This window comes from Jiangella asiatica (genome assembly GCF_004349065.1).
Lineage (GTDB): Bacteria > Actinomycetota > Actinomycetes > Jiangellales > Jiangellaceae > Jiangella > Jiangella asiatica.
In genome coordinates, this window is record NZ_SMKZ01000019.1 from 38,512 (window position 1) to 55,612 (window position 17,101).

General features: G+C 65.0%; 13 protein-coding genes and 2 pseudogenes. 9 read left to right on the forward strand and 6 right to left on the reverse strand.

Going from position 1 to position 17,101, the window contains the following annotated elements; all coding sequences use genetic code 11:
- Positions 1-114: 114 nt before the first annotated feature.
- Positions 115-435 (reverse strand): helix-turn-helix domain-containing protein, encoded by a 321-nt coding sequence (locus tag E1269_RS34260; RefSeq protein WP_420810639.1) that lies wholly within the window; start codon positions 433-435, stop codon positions 115-117.
- A 118-nt stretch (positions 436-553) separates the two neighbouring features.
- Here E1269_RS34260 and E1269_RS32265 point away from each other — a divergent pair, with 118 nt between their 5' ends.
- From E1269_RS32265 to E1269_RS14770, 9 genes and pseudogenes are all read left to right on the forward strand, one after another.
- Entirely contained in the window at positions 554-715 is a 162-nt protein-coding gene (locus E1269_RS32265) for a hypothetical protein (protein WP_162606421.1), read from the forward strand.
- Positions 716-1,372: 657 nt separating this feature from the next.
- The gene (locus E1269_RS32270; protein WP_162606422.1) at positions 1,373-1,513 is read left to right on the forward strand and encodes a hypothetical protein; all 141 of its coding nucleotides are present in this window, start codon (positions 1,373-1,375) and stop codon (positions 1,511-1,513) included.
- A complete protein-coding gene (locus E1269_RS14735; protein ID WP_131895745.1) occupies positions 1,495-1,797 on the forward strand; it encodes a BBE domain-containing protein in 303 nt (100 codons plus the stop codon). The genes E1269_RS32270 and E1269_RS14735 overlap by 19 nt, the downstream gene beginning before the upstream one ends.
- Positions 1,798-1,918: 121 nt before the next feature.
- On the forward strand, positions 1,919-3,436 hold the full coding sequence (locus E1269_RS33415) for an HD domain-containing phosphohydrolase (RefSeq protein ID WP_131895748.1): 1,518 nt from the start codon (positions 1,919-1,921) through the stop codon (positions 3,434-3,436).
- A gap of 44 nt (positions 3,437-3,480) precedes the next feature.
- Complete coding sequence (locus tag E1269_RS14745) at positions 3,481-4,686, forward strand: MFS transporter (protein ID WP_131895750.1); 1,206 nt, start codon at positions 3,481-3,483, stop codon at positions 4,684-4,686.
- Between the two features lie 72 nt (positions 4,687-4,758).
- Positions 4,759-5,380 (forward strand): annotated as a pseudogene (locus E1269_RS34265) (ATP dependent DNA ligase).
- A 16-nt stretch (positions 5,381-5,396) separates the two neighbouring features.
- Entirely contained in the window at positions 5,397-5,606 is a 210-nt protein-coding gene (locus tag E1269_RS33835; protein ID WP_131895752.1) for an SOS response-associated peptidase family protein, read from the forward strand.
- Positions 5,597-5,857 (forward strand): SOS response-associated peptidase family protein, encoded by a 261-nt coding sequence (locus tag E1269_RS34270; RefSeq protein WP_420810641.1) that lies wholly within the window; start codon positions 5,597-5,599, stop codon positions 5,855-5,857. Before E1269_RS33835 ends, E1269_RS34270 begins: the two co-directional genes overlap by 10 nt.
- A 271-nt stretch (positions 5,858-6,128) precedes the next feature.
- Positions 6,129-6,752 carry a hypothetical protein gene (locus E1269_RS14770; RefSeq protein WP_131895754.1) on the forward strand — a complete coding sequence of 208 codons (624 nt, stop codon included), beginning with the start codon at positions 6,129-6,131 and terminating at the stop codon, positions 6,750-6,752.
- 75 nt (positions 6,753-6,827) lie between these two features.
- Here the strand turns inward: E1269_RS14770 and E1269_RS34275 are convergent.
- The 5 genes and pseudogenes from E1269_RS34275 to E1269_RS14795 form a co-directional block, all read right to left on the reverse strand.
- A pseudogene (locus E1269_RS34275) lies at positions 6,828-6,906 on the reverse strand (dihydrofolate reductase family protein); the annotation flags it as partial.
- Positions 6,907-7,600: 694 nt separating this feature from the next.
- The gene (locus E1269_RS14780; protein ID WP_131895756.1) at positions 7,601-8,626 is read right to left on the reverse strand and encodes a LacI family DNA-binding transcriptional regulator; all 1,026 of its coding nucleotides are present in this window, start codon (positions 8,624-8,626) and stop codon (positions 7,601-7,603) included.
- Positions 8,627-9,051: 425 nt separating this feature from the next.
- Entirely contained in the window at positions 9,052-9,876 is an 825-nt protein-coding gene (locus tag E1269_RS14785; protein WP_203433606.1) for a mandelate racemase/muconate lactonizing enzyme family protein, read from the reverse strand.
- Positions 9,877-10,362: 486 nt separating this feature from the next.
- Positions 10,363-12,567 carry a hypothetical protein gene (locus E1269_RS14790; protein WP_131895760.1) on the reverse strand — a complete coding sequence of 735 codons (2,205 nt, stop codon included), beginning with the start codon at positions 12,565-12,567 and terminating at the stop codon, positions 10,363-10,365.
- A gap of 351 nt (positions 12,568-12,918) precedes the next feature.
- On the reverse strand, positions 12,919-16,974 hold the full coding sequence (locus tag E1269_RS14795) for a carboxypeptidase regulatory-like domain-containing protein (protein WP_162606424.1): 4,056 nt from the start codon (positions 16,972-16,974) through the stop codon (positions 12,919-12,921).
- Between the last annotated feature and the right edge of the window lie 127 nt (positions 16,975-17,101).

Here is a 17,101-nt window from a genome sequence, read left to right on the forward strand (position 1 = left end):
GCGTCCTCCATCTGCCGCTTGCATGGCGCGACAGGTGATGGACTGGACTTGACCCGGTGGTGGGGGAGACGGCCGCAGAAAGCGTCGCCGGACATGACTGCCGCTGCGTCGATTCTAGATCGGATCGCGTGGCCGAGGGCGACGGGACCTCAGGGCTCGAGCCGGGTTGTGCTGGTCGGTCGTCCTCGTGAACCGCGACGTCGAGACCGCCTGTTCGGGAACCGGCAGATGCTCGTTGTTCTCGATGATTTGGATCAAGTGATCGACCGTGAACCGGTAAGCACCGGCTACGAGCGTGAACGGGATGCGACGCAACCGTGCTTGCTCCTTGAGCCACGAGGCCTTGCACCGGAGCAGGTCCGCCGCTTCGTCGGGTGTGTACAGCTGTACGGCCGTGCGGTCGACACTGCGACGCGGGAAACCCAGGGACGTCACGGCAGCCCTCAAGGTCGCTCGGTGGCGCCCTCGTGACGGGTAGTAGCGCGCTGCGATGCCTGCAGGCGTGGAGGGCTGCCGCCGGGCGCTGGACTACGTAAGAGGTCCGGGCTGCGTCGTGGCCGATCCGCCGTGCGATGAAGACGTCACCCAAGGGCTGGTCGCGGATCTCGCCTTCGGCTATGAACCGATCGCCACGTCTGAATGCCGCGTGGGCGCGGACAGCAGCTCGGCCGATGATCACGACATGGTGAAACATTGTCTGCGGACGGGCCACTGATCCGTCCTCCATGCGGCGATAGTGCTCCTGGCCGATGCGCGCGTAAAACCGGGAATCTCCCCGCTCGGTGGCGGATAACTGGGGACTTGACGCGATGAATTCCGAAAGGGACTGCGGATCTCCATGCCCGTCGCTCACCTCGTCCTGGCCTCGGACGTCTCGACGGAGGTCAGGTGTGCGTGGAGCTCCGGCTGATCGAAGGGGCAACTACAGACCGAGAAGACTTGCATGGCGGACGCGAGTGGCTTCGCGGGTGCGGTCCGCCGCCTCGCCAGCCGGATCGGTACGCGGCATGGGCTAGCCAGGTCCGCACCGTCGCGGCATACCGGGACTGCTACCAAATCGACGGCCGCGACGCCGTTACCCCGGTCCCCGCCACCGACCTCGAACGCCTGGACCACCAGCGCGCCGCCACCGCTATTCGGAACGCACGCGCGATCAGCTCCCGAACCCAGCCGGCCGCATCGCCAGCGCACCACGGGCGTCCCCTCCACTCGATCGATGACCATGGCCGGCGTCATCGGGGGATTCGCACGACGACTTATCCACATCAGATGAATCAACCCGCAGTTATCCACAGATGGCGGATCTCGGCATGACACAGCGGCTCGCGCGGGTCAGGCCCGAAGGACCAAGCACTGAGTGGAGGGAGACGCCGTGCTGCAGATCATCGTCCTAGCGAGCTTTGCGCTGGCCGCCGCGATCCACCGCGCCTCGGCAACGAACCGCCTGCTCCGCTGGGTCCGCCAGCCAGAGAACCTGAAGTGGGGTGCCCGCTCATGCTTCTCGGCGGCCTAAACCTGGGCCTGGCGGTCGTGATCAACGCCGGCATCGACATCACCGCGGGATGGCTCCCGGACGACCCGGAGCCGGAGCGCCACATCGGCTGGGTGCGTGACTTCTTCACGGCACTCGAGCCCCATAGCGTCGGCGTCTACGTGAACTTCACCAGCGACGACACATCGAGCCGAGTGCGTACCGGCGCCTACAGCAGCGAGCAATGGGATCGCCTCGTGGCCATCAAGACGAGATACGACCCGGCGAACGTCTTCCGTCACAACGCCAACATCCCGCCGACCTGACCCCACGGGTCAGCCGAAAGCGTTTGACCACGTGCGACACGGCAACGGCTCGTGCCGGACGTGCACCATGTGCATCGGGTAGCCGTGCCGCTGTGGCACCGTTGGTGATGTGTTCCGCTTGTTGGGCCTCCTCGGCGGTCTGTCGGTCGCGACCGACCTGGGTACGCGAGCGCCCCTCGAGGAGTCGCTGAAACGAGCTTTCGTCGCGACACGCCTCGCGCGGGCGCTCGGCTGCGACGACGCGGTCGTCAGAGACGTCCTCTACACCGCCCTGCTGCAGCATCTGGGTTGCACGGCGCACTCGCACGAGAATGCAGGAGCCTGGGGCGACGACATCACCGCGACGCGCTTGGCGTTTCTCACCGACTTCTCGCAGCCGATGGATGTCTGGCGAACGTGGGTCTCGGGGCTGGCGGAGACGACCGAGGCCTCCCGGGCGCGAGTCCTGAGCAAGACTGTGATCGCCGGGAGGAGGATGAACACGGATGGGCCAACAGCGACCTGCGAGGTAGCCCGCGACGCGTCCCGGCAGCTCGGACTGCCCGCCTCGGTGCAGGACGGCCTCTTTCACGCCCTGGCGATGTGGAACGGCAAAGGCATGCCTGCGGTCGCCGGGCAGGCGATCCCGCTGTGCGCCCGCGTCATGCAGGTCGCGTCGGTCGCGGTCATGTTCGCGCTCCATGCCGGTGACGACGTGGCGGTCGCTCAGGTACGCCGCCGCGCGGGCACGTACGTGGATCCCGAGCTTGCCGAGGCCTTCTTGAGCCAGTCGCGGGAGTTCCTCGGCGGGCTGGAGGACATCGATGCCTACCAGTGCGTGCTGGACGCGGAGCCGGACCCGGTCCGGCTCGTCGACGACGTGGAGCTCGAGGCGGTGGCCCGGACCTTCGGAAACCTCGTCGACTTGAAGAGTCCCTGGCTGCACGGGCACTCCACCGGCGTGGCCGATCTGGCTGCCGCTGCGGCCCTCGGCATGGGACTGGACGAGCAGGTTCAGACCGTGCGGATCGCCGGGTACTTGCACGACCTCGGCCGGGTGGGGGTTTCGAGCCGCATCTGGGACAAGCCCCGGCTGAATCAGACCGAGCTCGACCAGGCACGTCTCCACCCGTATCACAGCGAGCGGATCCTTTCGCGGATACCTCATCTGAGCGAGGTCACGAGGTTGGCCGGACAGCACCACGAGCGCTGCGACGGCAGTGGCTACCACCGGGGACTCGGCGCGGCGCAATTGACCATGCCGTCTCGAGTGCTCGCGGCGGCCGATGCCTACCGCCGCCTCGTCGAGGGACGCCCGCACCGACCGCCCTTGTCAGAGGTCCGGGCGGCCGAGCGGTTGCAGGAAGACGCCAGGGCTGGTCGCCTGGACGGCGAGGCCGTGGCAGGAGTGTTACGAGCAACGGGGTTCTCGCGCGGAGTGCGTCGGTCGCTGCCCAGCGGGCTCACGCCTCGGCAGGTGGAGGTGCTTCGCCTGGTGTCAATTGGGCTGTCCAACCGCGACATCGCCCGTCGCCTCACGATCTCACCGCGCACGGCGGAGCACCACGTGCAGGACATCTACACGAAGATCGGAGCCGCTTCACGTGCAGGGGCCGCGCTGTTCGCCATGGAGCACGGACTCATCGACAAATTTGGGTAGGTCTACCCATCCTCCGGACGGCGTCGCGCCGCAGGCTGGGCCTCATGGCCACACCACGGACGTCGACCGCAGACGTGCCTCACGACACGCCTGACCGGCTGCTCACACCGGCCTTCGTCAGGCTGGCGCTCGGCGACCTCGCCTACTTCACCGCCGCGGGCGTCGCGATCTATGCGCTTCCGTTCTACGTCACCGGCCCGGTCGGCTCGGACAAGGCGGGCGCCGGCGTCGCGTTCGGCGCCTTCGCGGTCACCGCGCTGGTGCTGCGTCCCTACGCCGGACGGCTCTCGGACACGGTCGGACGGAGGCCGCTTCTCGTCGGGGGTGCCCTGCTGTGTGCGCTCGCCATGCTGCTGACCGCCTTCGTCGACAGTCTCGCCGTCGTCGTCGCGCTCCGTCTGCTGTTGGGCGTCGCGGAGGCCGCATTCTTCGTCGCGTCGTTCGCCGCACTGGCCGACCTCGCGCCGGCCAGTCGCCTGGGTGAGGCACTCAGCTACAACTCGCTCGGGCTCTATCTCGGCCTTGCTCTCGGTCCGCCCCTCGGCGAGGTCTTGGTCACGACCCTGAGCTTCACCGCGGCCTGGCTGGCGGCAGGCGCCCTCGCGGTGCTGGCGGCCGCCGTGGTGTACGGGATCGGCGAGACAGGGACGCCACGGCGGAGAACCGACGGAGCGAGACCACCTCTGATCCACCGGGAGGCGCTTCCACCCGCCGTGGGGTTCTTCACCTCCGTGGTCGCGATGGGCGGCTTCCTGGCCTTCGCCTCGCTGCACGCCGACGCGGTCGGGCTGGGAAGCACGAGCGTCCCGCTGTTCGTCTACGGCATCGTCGTGGTGACCTGTCGCATCGCCTTCGCCAAGGTGCCAGACCGGCTGTCTCCACTGCCTCTCGGCGCGGCGGCATTGGTCGCGATCGCCGTTGGTCTCGCCCTGACGGCGACGTGGACTACCCCGGTGGGCATGACTATCGGGACGGCCGTGACGGCCCTGGGCGTCTCGTTCAGCACGCCCGCCTTCTTCTCCGCGGTCTTCGCCACGGTCTCATCCTCGGAGCGAGGCGCCGCCTCGGGAACCGTCAGCGCCTTCCTGGACCTCGGACTCGGTGGCGGCCCCATCCTGCTGGGCCTGGTGGCCGACAGCGCCGGGATCCCGTGGATGTTCGGCGTTGCTGCCGCAGTGGCCCTGGCCGGGAGCGCTTGGACCATCAGCCTGGCGTTCCGAACCAGCCGCATCCCCGCCACGGCTGACTGACTCCCCGCCGTTGTTCAAGCAGTCCCGGGTTGATACAGACCCCGGGAATGTCGTTCCGGCGGTGTACGTCGTTTGGATCTGCTGTATCTCGACGGCCGGTCGCTGCTGGGCATGTCGTACGAGCAGCGACGGGCCGAGCTCGGGCAGCTCCTGCCGGAGGCTGGGGGAGCGGGCTGGCAAGTCCCCGCCTATGTGCGCGGCCAGGGCCAGGCGATGGTCGCCGCGACGAAAGCCCAGCGCTTGGAAGGCGTCATCGCGAAGAGGTTCGGCAGCCGGTACGACGCCGGCCGTCGCAACCGAGACTGGCTGAAGATCAAGAACGTCAATAGGCAAGAGGTTGTCATCGGCGGCTGGTTCCCCGGCGAAGGCGGCCTGTCTGGCTCTCTCGGGGCTCTCGCCGTCGGCTGCTACGACCGTGATGGTGAGCTGCGCTACGCCGGAAGGGTCGGCACCGGATTCACAGTCGCCGAACGGCGTCGACTAGGGCAACTCCTCGCGCCGCTCGCCACCGGGACGCCCCTTCGTCGGCGCGCAACCGGACAAGCCCAGCTGCCGCTTCGTCACGCCGCAGCTGGTCTGCGACGTCGCCTTCGCCGAGTGGACCCAGGTCGGTGCTCTCCGCCACCCCGCCTACAAGGGCCTCCGGACCGACAAGCCAGCGCGCGCCGTCATCCGCCAACACGTGACCAGCTGAGGGCAGGTTCGGGGTCGTGTGTGGACGATACGTCGTCGACGTGTCCATCGATGACCTGGTCGACGAGTTCGACGCCGTCGCCGGCGACGTGCTTGATCTGCGGCCGTCGTTCAACGTCGCGCCCACCGACCGCATCCCGATCGTGCTGGAACGTACCGACCAGCCAGCCCACAGGAGACGACAGATCCACGCGGCCCGCTGGGGACTCATCCCGTCCTGGTCCTAAGACATCACCGGCGGCGCGAAGATGATCAACGCTCGGCTAGAAACCGCGCACGCCAAACCGCCTACCGTGGCCCGCTCGCCCGTCGCCGCTGCATCATCCCAGCCAGCGGCTATTACGAATGGCAACGCCGCCCTGACGGCGGCCCGCAGCCCTTCATCCACCCACCCAGGGGCAACCTCCTGATCGCCGGGATCTTCGAGTGGCGGCGCAACTTGAGATCGACGCCGACGACCGTCGCCGAAGCTAGCTGACAGGTCGTCCCAGAGGTAGTGCAGGGTCGCGTCGAAGAGGCCGGCAGTTGCGGCAGCGATCATTTCGAGACCTAGACCGATCGAGCCAGGACGCTCGACTCGAGTCTGTCGAGAACCGGGGGAGCGCTGACAGGAAAGTCCGGCGCTAGCCAACTTGGACGACGAGCCCGATTCTCCGACGCTGCCCCCTCTTGACTCGGGTGCTCGAGAGATGGAGCGTGGTTAGAGGCAGCGCCACGGGGACGCTGCGGCGAACAGATGGGAGCGCGTCATGTTCGTGCGTACCACTGAAGTGCAAGCCGATCCCGCCAAGATTGACGACGGCATCGCCATTGTTCGTGACGATATCTTTCCCGCAGTGTCCGGGATAGACGGATGTGCCGGGATGTCGCTGCTCGTGAACCGCGGCTCCGGTCGTTGCATCGCCACAACCGCGTGGCACTCCGAGGATGCGATGCGGCAGAGCGCCGAGTCGGTGGTGCCGCTGCGGAACCGTGCGGAGCGGAGCCTGGGCGCCACCGGCAGCGAGGTGCACCAGTGGGAGGTGGCAGTGGTGCACCGCGACCATGCCACACCCGAAGGCGCCTGCGCACGCCTCACTTGGCTCAGCGGCGATCCCGAGACGGCCGATCGCGCGATCGACACATACAAGCTGGCAGTCCTCCCGCGCCTTCAGGAGATGGCCGGCTTCTGCAGTTCCAGCCTGATGATCGATCGCGATGCCGGCCGCGTGGTCGGGACCGCCGCCTTCGACAGCCGGGAGGCCCTGGAGGCCAGCCGCGACGCGGCCCAGGGCATTCGCCAGCGGGTCGCCGACGAACTGGGCGCGACAATCGACAACATCGAGGAGATGGAGATTGTGTTCGCGCACCTCCATGTTCCGGAGATGGCCTAACACAGGAGCGCCGCAGCTCCAGTACCCGAGCTCACACCCGAGCCAGTAGATCCACGAGTGGCGCGGCGGGCGAGATGTCCGCGTTTCCACGAGATGGGAGATTTACCCAGCTGGCCAGCGCGGTGAAGAACGGCGTGCCGCCGCCCACCAGGACCAACTGAGGGGACTCGAACCGGGCGAGCCGTTCGCCACGGGCTGCCCGTGTTTGTCCACGCAGAGCGCGCACCGGGTGGTGTCAGCGACCGTGACCGCGGTTTAGGTGGCGGGTGCACGCCGTGCAGGGCGGACGGTCGAGGACAAGAGATCCCACCTGAGATCAGCGCCTGTCGGACTCAGGCGAGGTCTCAGAACCAGCAGGAACACGAGGCGGGCTGAGACATCGGTCTCTGACTGGTCGACGGGAGACAGCCTGCGGGGAGCACAGGTCGGGAGCAGGCTGGGAGCTATTCCACGTCTGAATGGCTCGGAATGGTTGTCAACGGTCCCGAACGGGCCTGTCCTACCTGCGGAAATGTTGTTTCCGCAGGTAGGACACTTGGTCGGCCATGGTTCACACCGAAGAGGTCACTGGTTCGATTCCAGTATCGCCCACCCAGGTCAAAGCTGTTTCGATCACCTCCTCACCGTTTCGGTTCCCGTTCCGTGGGACGTCCGTGGGACGATCTTGGAGATCTGATCTGTGCGGGGTGCTCGCGCGCCTCGGTAACGATCTCGTGACGTTGGTCATTCGGACCGATGTCCGTATCGTGGTCGCCGGGTTCAGCGCCGCTCCCGGCATGACTTTCATCATTCCAACTCAGAAAGATGCGGCATCAAACCTGGTGCGCTTCAGGGGATGTTCTGAGACATCACAATGAATGACCTGGGTTGGATCGAATCGACGTGCTCTCTCTGGGCATCAGTTGCCAGCCGGCCCGGGCTGTCTTGGGCGGTCCGGCGTCGCCGTCGAGTCGGCGGATGAGTAGATCCATCGCCTGGCTGGCGATCTGTTGTTTGTCGGGCGCGACCGTAGTGAGGGTCGGTGTGCTGTAGCGCCCGTCCTCGATGTCGTCGAATCCCGCCACTGCGACGTCCTCGGGTACTCGGTAGCCCTTGGACAGCAGGGTGCGGAGTGCCCCGAGGGCCATCAGGTCGTTGTAGCAGAAGACTGCGTCCGGCGGCCGACGTGCTTCCAGCAGTCGGGTCATCGCCAGGGCACCGTCCGCGCGATGGAAATCTGTCACCGTCGCCACCAGGTCTGGATCGAACTCGTGACCGGCAGCCTGCAGGGCGCGTTGGTATCCGAGGGTGCGGTGCTGGGCTGTCTGGCTCCGCGCCTTGACTGGTTGTCCTACGGCGGCGATCCGGTGCCGACCGAGCCCGATCAAATGTGACGTGGCAGCTTCGGCAGCTGCTACATCGTCAACCTGGACGCGATCAAGAGACGCCCCGACCGGCTTTTCCCCAAGCAGCACGACGGGTGTGTCGGCGGTCCGATAACGCAGCTCGGGCCCGCCCAGGCCGATCGGGCTGAAAATGATGCCGTCGAAGATGGCGGAGCGGTCGGTGCGGCTGACGAGGGCACGCTCCCGGGTGGCCTGCCCGTCCGTCCGGTCGATGAGGATCGTGTAGCCGCGACGCTCGGCCTCGACGACGACGTACTCCGAAAGCTCATAGAAGTAAGGGACGTCGAGAGGGAGGACCAGCGCGATGAGTCCGGACCGACCGCGGGCGAGACCGCGCGCCAGGAGGTTCGGCCGATAGCCGAGCTCATCCAACGCCTGCCGCACACGGGCGCGGGTCTCCTCGGCGACGTACGTGTAGTCGTTGACGACATTCGAGACGGTCCGGACCGATACGCCGGCCAGTTTGGCGACGTCCCGCTGGGTCACCACGGTTCATTCCACCTCCGAGACTCAGCATTGCAGCGCAGAAAAGAATGTGCAACCACCGCTACCTACCGCTGCGGATTCCTCATTCTGCCCACGCTGCGGCTTCCGTACGACCGCGTCGGCGATGACCACCCTTGCGCTTCTTGTCACGGGCATCCCGCGGCGACGGGCGTTTCTCGAACGCGTCATGGGCACTCGGGCGCGATCGGCACGCCATACTCGCACAACACTCGGCAGGTCGGGTCAACCCCGAACCGGCCCGCTTGCTTGCTCGCCAAGTAGGCCGATGCTTCGTGGCCACCCACCCGAACGAATAGCGCCGGTTCCCGCGCCCGAATGGACGGACCACGGTGGCCCGCCGACAGAAGAGCGTCGGCCACGACGAGTGTTCAGGACCCGTCCGGGCAGGCAGCACATCGAGCTTCTCGTCAGAGGGTCGGCGTGAAGCCATCGGCCTCGGCCACGGAGGCCGTCAAGGTCAACCCGAAACCGGGAAGATCGGGTACGTCGAGCGAGCCCTCGGCGAGGCTATAGGCGCCTGCGTCCACCCCCTCGGTAGCGCCTGGTACTCCCTCCACTGTGATCACGCCCTCGAGGCCAGCGGCGATGTTGGCGGCGTACAGCATCTTCAGCGGCATGCCCCAAGCGTGTGGAGAGGCGGCGACGTCGAGCTCTCGGAGCGTGGGCATGATTCGGCGCCAAGCGGTCAGCCCGTAGCTGACGACATCCATGAGGAGGACGTCCAGGAGACCCTGTTCTGCGAGGTCGAGGAGCTGCCTTTCATCGGGCTGATACTCGCCGTCCGCCACGAGCGTGCGGCTACCCGATGACGCGAGGTACTCGCGGAGCAGGGTCAGACCTGCTGCGTCCTCGTGGAACGGCTCTTCCACCCAGAACAGATCACAGTCCGACACAGCCCGTAGGTAGCGCACGGTCTCGGCAGGTGTGTATCCGTTGTTCGCATCTACGAGGAGACGAGCGTCGGGGTAGGCGTCGCGTACCGCACGGGTGACCTCGACGTCGCGGGCGAAGCCCGCCTCGGCGTCCATCCAGCGGAAGCCACGCCCGATTTTCAGCTTGAACGCACGGTATCCGACCGCCCAATCAGATGCGCAGTTCGCAAGGACGGCGGCGATGCCTCGCGGGACGTCGACCGGGTCGAGGTCGTCGAAGTAGATCGCTCCCGAGTAGCACGTCACCGGACGGTCGCCGTCGCCGCCGAGCAGCGCGTGCACCGGCTTGCCGAGGATCACGCCGGCCAGGTCGTGCAGCGCGAAGTCGAGGGGAAGCGCGGACGGGTGCGTGACGCCCTCGGACGGGTCGAAGATGTCGGCCAGCGGAAGGCCGATGACGGCCTCGCAACCGTCGAGCGGCCCACCGAGGATCCCCCATCCGCTGGCGCCGGCGTTCGTGTGGACAACGGCGACCGTCGAGCTGAACCCTGAGCCGTGGCTGGGGAGACGAGCATTGCGCCCCACCGTTCGTGGGTAGTGCGTCGCGATCCTGGCAGTCTGGATCGAGGTGATGCGGTGGTCAGTATGCATGGGTCTCCAGTGACGAGCGGTCAGTGGCGCCGAGGTCGCCCGCTTCGGCTCCGCGATGCGGCCGATCAGGCGTGATCCGGGCTAAGCCTCGTGAAGCGTGTTCTCGGTCACCAGAGAATAGCTTTCGCCGCCGACCATGAACGTCGCATCCACTCCGAGATTGACGTCGCCGAGCGCCGTCCCTGGATGAACTTTTCACGTTGCGGTCACCGATTCTCCTTGCGCAATCGCGCCGAAGTGTGTCCGATCGAGCGACGTAGCCGTCCAGCCGTCCGGGATTCCCGTCACATGCAGGTCCAGGTCTTTGATGAGGATCGCTCGAGAGTCCGGACTCCCTGCGTTCTCGAACGTTGCGGCGACCTCGAAGGACTGGGCAGGCAGCCCGGCGCCACCGGGGTCGTAACTGACGGGCATCTGGTCGCTGAGCGCAAGCTGATCCAGGACCTGCGTGCGAATCTCCGGACGAGGGACTTCTTCGAGTAAAAACATGGCCTGTGAACCTTCACCCGTCGATTCCGTCCAGAAGGAGATGATGGCACGGCGGCCACTTGGTACCCAATTGATCGGAGCGTATTTCTTGAGATCCAGCACCAAACGCCCGTTCCCGGCGTAGCTACTGTCGATCGCCCTGGCTTCGATGAGAACGTCGGCCGTCGCACTGCCTTTACCCCATGGCAGTTCCTCCGTTCGATCAGCACTGAAGATATCTCCGTGCCATAGCACGCTTTTGACGCTCGTCCCGTTCGTCACGTAATCAACACGGATGCCGAATATGCTTTCTCGTACGATGGGCTTGGGGCTCATCTTGTGAGCGACGATATCGACACTCAGCTTGTCCGGAAGGTTATCGTACTCCGCTCCGCAGATTCCCCTGCCAACCCGATTCTTCACACCGGTGTACGCAGTGGCTCTGACAGCATCGTATGCGCCGTAGCTATCTCTTACCTGGATCGTTCCTTCGTCGTCCGTGAACCGGTCAGAATATGAGTACTTCCGCAGGAATGTTGCCGTATGCAGACCCTTCCGGTCGAGACTGGGGTTCCCCTCGCCACCATCGACCTCAATGTACGTGATGCCCGGGCCCTCGACCGTGACAGACCTGGATAGGCTGTCGGAGTCGGAGTTGATCGTCGCCACTTCTGTGGGGCCGAACTTCTTGTCCGACCCTTCGAGGGGGCTTCCGTGATTGGCGTCGATTCGATAGATGGACACTTGTGTCGTGCCGGCACGGAACTTCTGCGGGAGGTTGATCAGGTTCAGATCGAGCGTGCAAGGTTCGGTAGAATCGTTCCATAGCATGACGCATGCTCTGTATTGGTCAGCGGATGCCACGCACCCCACCCCGTTTGGCAAGGTGCCACTGCTGCCTACTCTCCAGGCCGGCATTCGGGAGTAGAGTTTCAGCATATTGAACAGAGGCAGCTCGAGAACCTGGCCGTCCTGCCATTGCAACATGTGTCCAAGCCAACCGCTGAAGGCGACCGTCTCCAGATCGGGCACCTTCAGGAGCCCGTCGAAGGCGTGAATGGATTTGACGGCCTCTGTTGTGGTGCCGGCGTTTTCATCCCACTCTTGGCCGGGATTGAATGGCCCGTACTGAAGGAGTGTCAACGGCAGCGTGTTCATCCTTGTGCCCAGAGCTTTTCTGCAACCGGCCAGGAGTTGCCATACGCGGGGGCCGTAGTTGTTGATCGTAAAACGTTCTAGGCCGATATCTCGATAGAGGGTCGGATGCGACTCCTCTCTGGTGCGGTACTCGTCCATCATCGCCTCGACATAGGATTTCCCATCCAGTGCTTCGAGAGGCACTGTTGCCCAGGGTATGAAGTTCGCCATCCCGAAGATTGCTTTGTCGTGGACTGGTGCCATCGCCTTGTAGTAAGCCTCATAAATGTCGAGGAAGCTCTGGACCGACTCTGGTTCACGCTCTCCGGTGAGATTGTGGCTCGGTTCGTTCCAGAGCGTCCACGTGATCGGCGTGTCATTGTATCGTTCAGTGAACAACCTCATTGCCCATGCCGACTTGTCCAGATCCGTAGGTGCCGGGAACTTCATCGGCGCCCCGGCCTCGTCGTACGGATGCCACTGTTTCGGAGCGCCGATCAACTGGTGCACTATTTCTATATCGCGCTGCCGTAGCCCCTGGTGCAAGTCCCGCAGCAGCTGATTGTCCTGCACTTCAATCTTCCCATCGTCCGACACCTCGATCGGGTAGGGGTTCAAGAATGGCCAATCAGTCTCGGGGAAGCGCAATTCCCCGTTGAACAAAGCGGGCCTAATTTCGTCCATGTGCGGGAGGCTGTTCACGATATTGACGTCTTGAAGTGCTCTGGCCAGGCCGATTTTCGACTTCAAAAGTGGGAAGAATTCGATACTCGAGAAATCGATTTCCAATGCCACAGTCGACGACTGAGAGCGCGGTCGGCGCGTCTGCCGTGCCGATAGTAGCGCTGCGGCGGCCGCGGCGCCGGCGTTGAGGAAGTGTCTGCGGCTCGGCCTGTTGTGCGGTATTCCTGTCATTTCCTACCTCCCATCGCTCACGCGGCTGGTGCGGCGATCGGAAGGTGACCGATCACCAACGCCGCATGCTGGCGCACTTCGCCGCCACCGGATCGCAACACACATCTGCAACGGGCACCCAGGCCAGAGGGCGTCGCAAGATCGCTCACCTCGACGGTGACGACCACCCTGGCCCCGGCGGGTTCGATGCTCACGTGCCCCTGACGTCGTCCCGCCTCCGCAGGGTGTGGTTCAGCCGGTGCGGCCCGTGAATCGTGAAATGGCGAGCTTTCCACCCTCGCCCCGCAGCCCGGCCGCATGGCGATATCGCTGAAGCGTGCCCGGGTCGGCGAAGTTCAGACGATAGCCGACGTCCAATCCGCCAACTGGAGTCCACCCGGTGCCTCGGTCCAGCCACAGGCTTACGTCGGTGCCTTCGGTGACGAGCGCCATCCGATTGCCTGGCTGTGGCGCCGGACGGATCGGGAACGGGTTGCCCTCGTGCTGGCCGGAGACGCGGACGTCGATACCACACGTCATCATGTCGTAGCCCATCCAGGCCATCACGTAATCATCCTCATCGCGGGCCAGGCCGACGAAGAACACGTCCTGCGCGACCCGTGGCACGATGAACTTCTTGATTTCAAGCGCGGTGAAGGTTCGATCACCGATCATTTCGCTCCGGTGCGCCGCCACCACGAAGTAGGGGGGCTCGCCGCTGGCGGAGAGTTCACCGCTGCCGAAGCTCACGGTGGGCATCGCCTCGCGGTCCGGATAAGGCAGCCACAGGTCATAGTTACCGCTGGTATCGGTGCTGAAGTCGTCATCGACATTCGTGCGGGGAAATGTGGTCTCATCCAGCTCGCCGCCGATCTTGGCTGACACGTCGACACGATTGCTGACACGGTGCGGCGGTGATCCGGCAGTGGCGTCAACGACCGCCGACAACCGAAGCTCTTGGCCCGTGCCGCGATCGGCCGCCTCGACGCCGAACCGAATGCGCCACGACTGTCCTGGCCGCAGCATCGTCAGTTCGGGTTCATCGATAGGCGTAGCCGGCCGGGATTCTGTGGCGTAGAGCGCCACCATGACGTCTCGCATCGCCTGCCGGCTGGGGTTGACGACCGTGACAACGGCGACTCCGGTGCTAGCCCGTCCCAGGTCCGGTGCCGCCACTGTGACGGTCGGTCGGTCGGCGAACCCCGGGAGCCCGACCGGTCTGCGGGTCGACGGAGGGCGCGCGGCATGGGCGCCCGGCACGAGTTGCGCGTCTATGCCGAAGCGTCCGGTCCCCGGCCCGAACAGGGCCAGACCCGCCCGACTCGACAGACGCAGCCGCACCGACTCCTTGTCCCGCACTGCCGACCCGGGGATGGTAATCGGGGCAACTGCACCGTACCGAATCTGGCCGGGATCGCGCCAAGCCCCGACGCGTCCGCGCGCATCCATGGGATCATCCGGCAGCAGTACACTCCCGACCACGGTCCCGTCGACGGTCAGCTCAACCAGGCCAGGGTTCGGGGCGGAGCCTCGAGTAACCGAGCTGCGCGCCGGTTGCATCTGCAACGCCTGGCTGCCGCCCTCCAACTCAGTGGGCATTCGAGAGAACGTCGCAGCCTCGACGACCAGGGTCAGATCCTTGCCGTTGCGACACGTCTCCGGGACCTCGACCAGATACTCGAACCAACCGGCTCCGATCCCGGTGATCATTCCTACGGTCCCCGACCCATCGACCACCTCGTGCAATCCACCGGTCCATGACTGTGCCGTCGGTGACGCCACATCGAAAATGGTCGACCCCTTGATTCCCGCCGGCCGGGTGCCAGCGGACAGGTCGATCACGAGGTACGTCTCAGCTACCGTCGCCCGACCTTTCGAGAGCCAAACATGCAACCGTGCAACCCGCAGGTTCGTCGGCATGGTGACCTCGATCGCGCCGACATCGGACACGTCGTACCGTGCCGGCGAAACGGTGCGCGATCCGTGCACCTTCGTGCGCTGCTCGACGCCGAGCGCGTCGGTGCCGACGATCTTCCACGAGAGCTTAGAGCCGGCGAGGTCACGGGGGGAGAAGTGGCTGATCGAAACTCTGATCGTGACCTGATCTCCGGGTTCAGCGCGAATCGCCGGATTGCTGTCCAAACAGATCGCGACGTCGCGATTGAACAGCTCGATTCCGCGATCATGTCCTCGTTGATCGACGAACCCGGATTCGTTCGGCAGCCGCGAGTACGTGAACGACTTCCCGCGCTCGTGCTCCTGATCGGTCAACTGGGTGTAAACATAGCCTGCCATCTTGGGATACGAACGAAACAAGCCGATATGCATGCCGAAATTGTTCAGACCGCTCCCGAACTCCGAGTTCATCCAGGGCTGCCCCGACTGGGAATACGACGGATAGAAGTTCCACTGCGAACCAGGGTAGACCTGTGCATTCTGGTCATCGAGTAGGTCCTTCCATTCCGGACGGAGGCTCGAGTACCAATGAAAGTCATTGATGTCTGTTTCGAGGTGGCCCTGCACGACCGTCGGGGAATTGTCCACGACCAGCCGCGTCGGGTCCAGCTCCTTGATCAGGTCGACCATCTTCAGAACCCACGGGAACGAGTCCGGGTCCAGTGGCCCGCCGCCGCCGATGCCCCAACCTTCATTGAACGCCACCCAGGTCACGATGGACGGATGGTTGGCGTCTCGCGCGATCGCCTCCCGCATGACCGCTTCCCATCGCTGGTGGGCGGCCTCGGTGAGGGCGTCGAACGGGTTGTTCGGGAGGTCGTACCAGATCAGCAAGCCGAGTTGATCAGCCAGATGGTAATACGCCGGATCGCTGATCTTGAGATGCAACCTGATCATCGTGAATCCGAGTCGTTTGGCCGCTTCGAGGTCGAACCGAATGGATCCCGGTTGCGGATCACCTTCACTTCCAGTGATGAAATCCGGACCTTGATAAACACCGGTATATGCGTAGATGCCCCACGGATTATAGCCCTGATCCAAAACCCCACGAACGAAGTGAGGCCGATTGTTCAGATAGAAGTACTGGTACTGCTGGCTGGGATCATCAGTGTCGTCCGGACTGTGTCCCGGAGCCCAACCGCGGTCGAATGTGCGCAGGCCGACCTGGACCAGGGCACCGTCGCGACCCTCCTGCCCGGCGTCGACAGACACGCTCAACTGGTACAGGTTCGGGTCGTCCGGCGACCACAGCTGCGGATCGGGAACGGCGAAGGCTATGCGGCCACCGCCGTCGCGAACCTCCATGGTCTCCCGGGTGACGGTGCGACCTGCCGGATCCGTCAACTCCAGCGTCGCTGTGCTGCCGTCCGGGGCGGCGATGACGCTCAGCTGCACCGAAATGCTGGCCTCGTCCGGAATGGTGGAGCCGGCCGGGAAGGTGATCTGCGGGATCACGCGCAAGCCATCGATCTGGACCCGGTCGACCGGCTCGATCCAGACCGGTTGCCAGATACCGCCGATGTCTTCGAACGACCCCATTCTTTGTTTGCCCATCGGATACGGCGACGTGTTGTCGGCGGGCGGTGCCACCACCCTGATGGTGAGCTGATGCGTACTTCCCGGCTCGAGCTCCCCGAGGTCGACCGCGATCTCCCCATACCCGGTACCTTGGTCTCCCGCCAGTTTCTCGCCGTCGAGCCAGACCGACGCTCCCCAGTCCGCCGCTGCGATCCGGAGCCTGGTGCGATGGCCTGCGAACGGGGCCGGGACGGTGAACGACCGTCGATACCACAGGGCGCCGGACACACCTCGGAACTGATTGATCCACATGCTGTCCGTCGCCCGCGATTCCTCGCCGAATGCGGCCAGGGACTGCACCGGGAAGGGCACCCGTATGGCTCGGGTGAAGTCGTGACGCGGGGAGAACCATCGCTGTTCGACGCCGACTCCGTCGGGGTCGAAGTCGAACGACCACGTTCCCGTCAACGGTGCCCAAGCTCCATCTGTGAAGGGACGACGGTCACGGTCGGGTCGCGGATACTCGGTCCGCGGCGCGGTCTCGGGGGTCTCCGGGTAGATGACGATCCGCACCGTCTCGTCGATCGGGACCTCGGTGAAGGAGTAGCCCTCCTTCGCAGCGATCACTCCTCTACTCAGCGGCGGCACGTTCTCGATCACGAATGTGCCGGCGGCGTCGCTACGCACTACGTCGCGCGACAGGGCCGAATGAACAGCGGCACCGGGCACGGGCCGGCCCGAGGGATCAACGACTTTCCCCGAGATGCGCCCGGGGGTCACCGACGCCGGCGATCGGGCCGGTTCGGCCGAGGCGCTGGGCAGAGAGCCGATCACGCCCGTTGCGATTGGCGTGATAGCGAGAGCGCCAGACATGCGGCCGAACTGGCGACGGGTCAGTGGGCATCCAGAATCCATGGTCACCTCGTCATGTCGAACGGCATGCTCAGTACACCTCGGTGAC

What these genes read in the sequence shown, in the direction of transcription:
- E1269_RS14735 (WP_131895745.1), top strand. Translation starts at nt 1,495, where the DNA reads ATGCTTCTCGGCGGCCTAAACCTGGGCCTGGCGGTCGTGATCAACGCC.
- E1269_RS14745 (WP_131895750.1), top strand. Translation starts at nt 3,481, where the DNA reads ATGGCCACACCACGGACGTCGACCGCAGACGTGCCTCACGACACGCCT.
- E1269_RS14770 (WP_131895754.1), top strand. Translation starts at nt 6,129, where the DNA reads ATGTTCGTGCGTACCACTGAAGTGCAAGCCGATCCCGCCAAGATTGAC.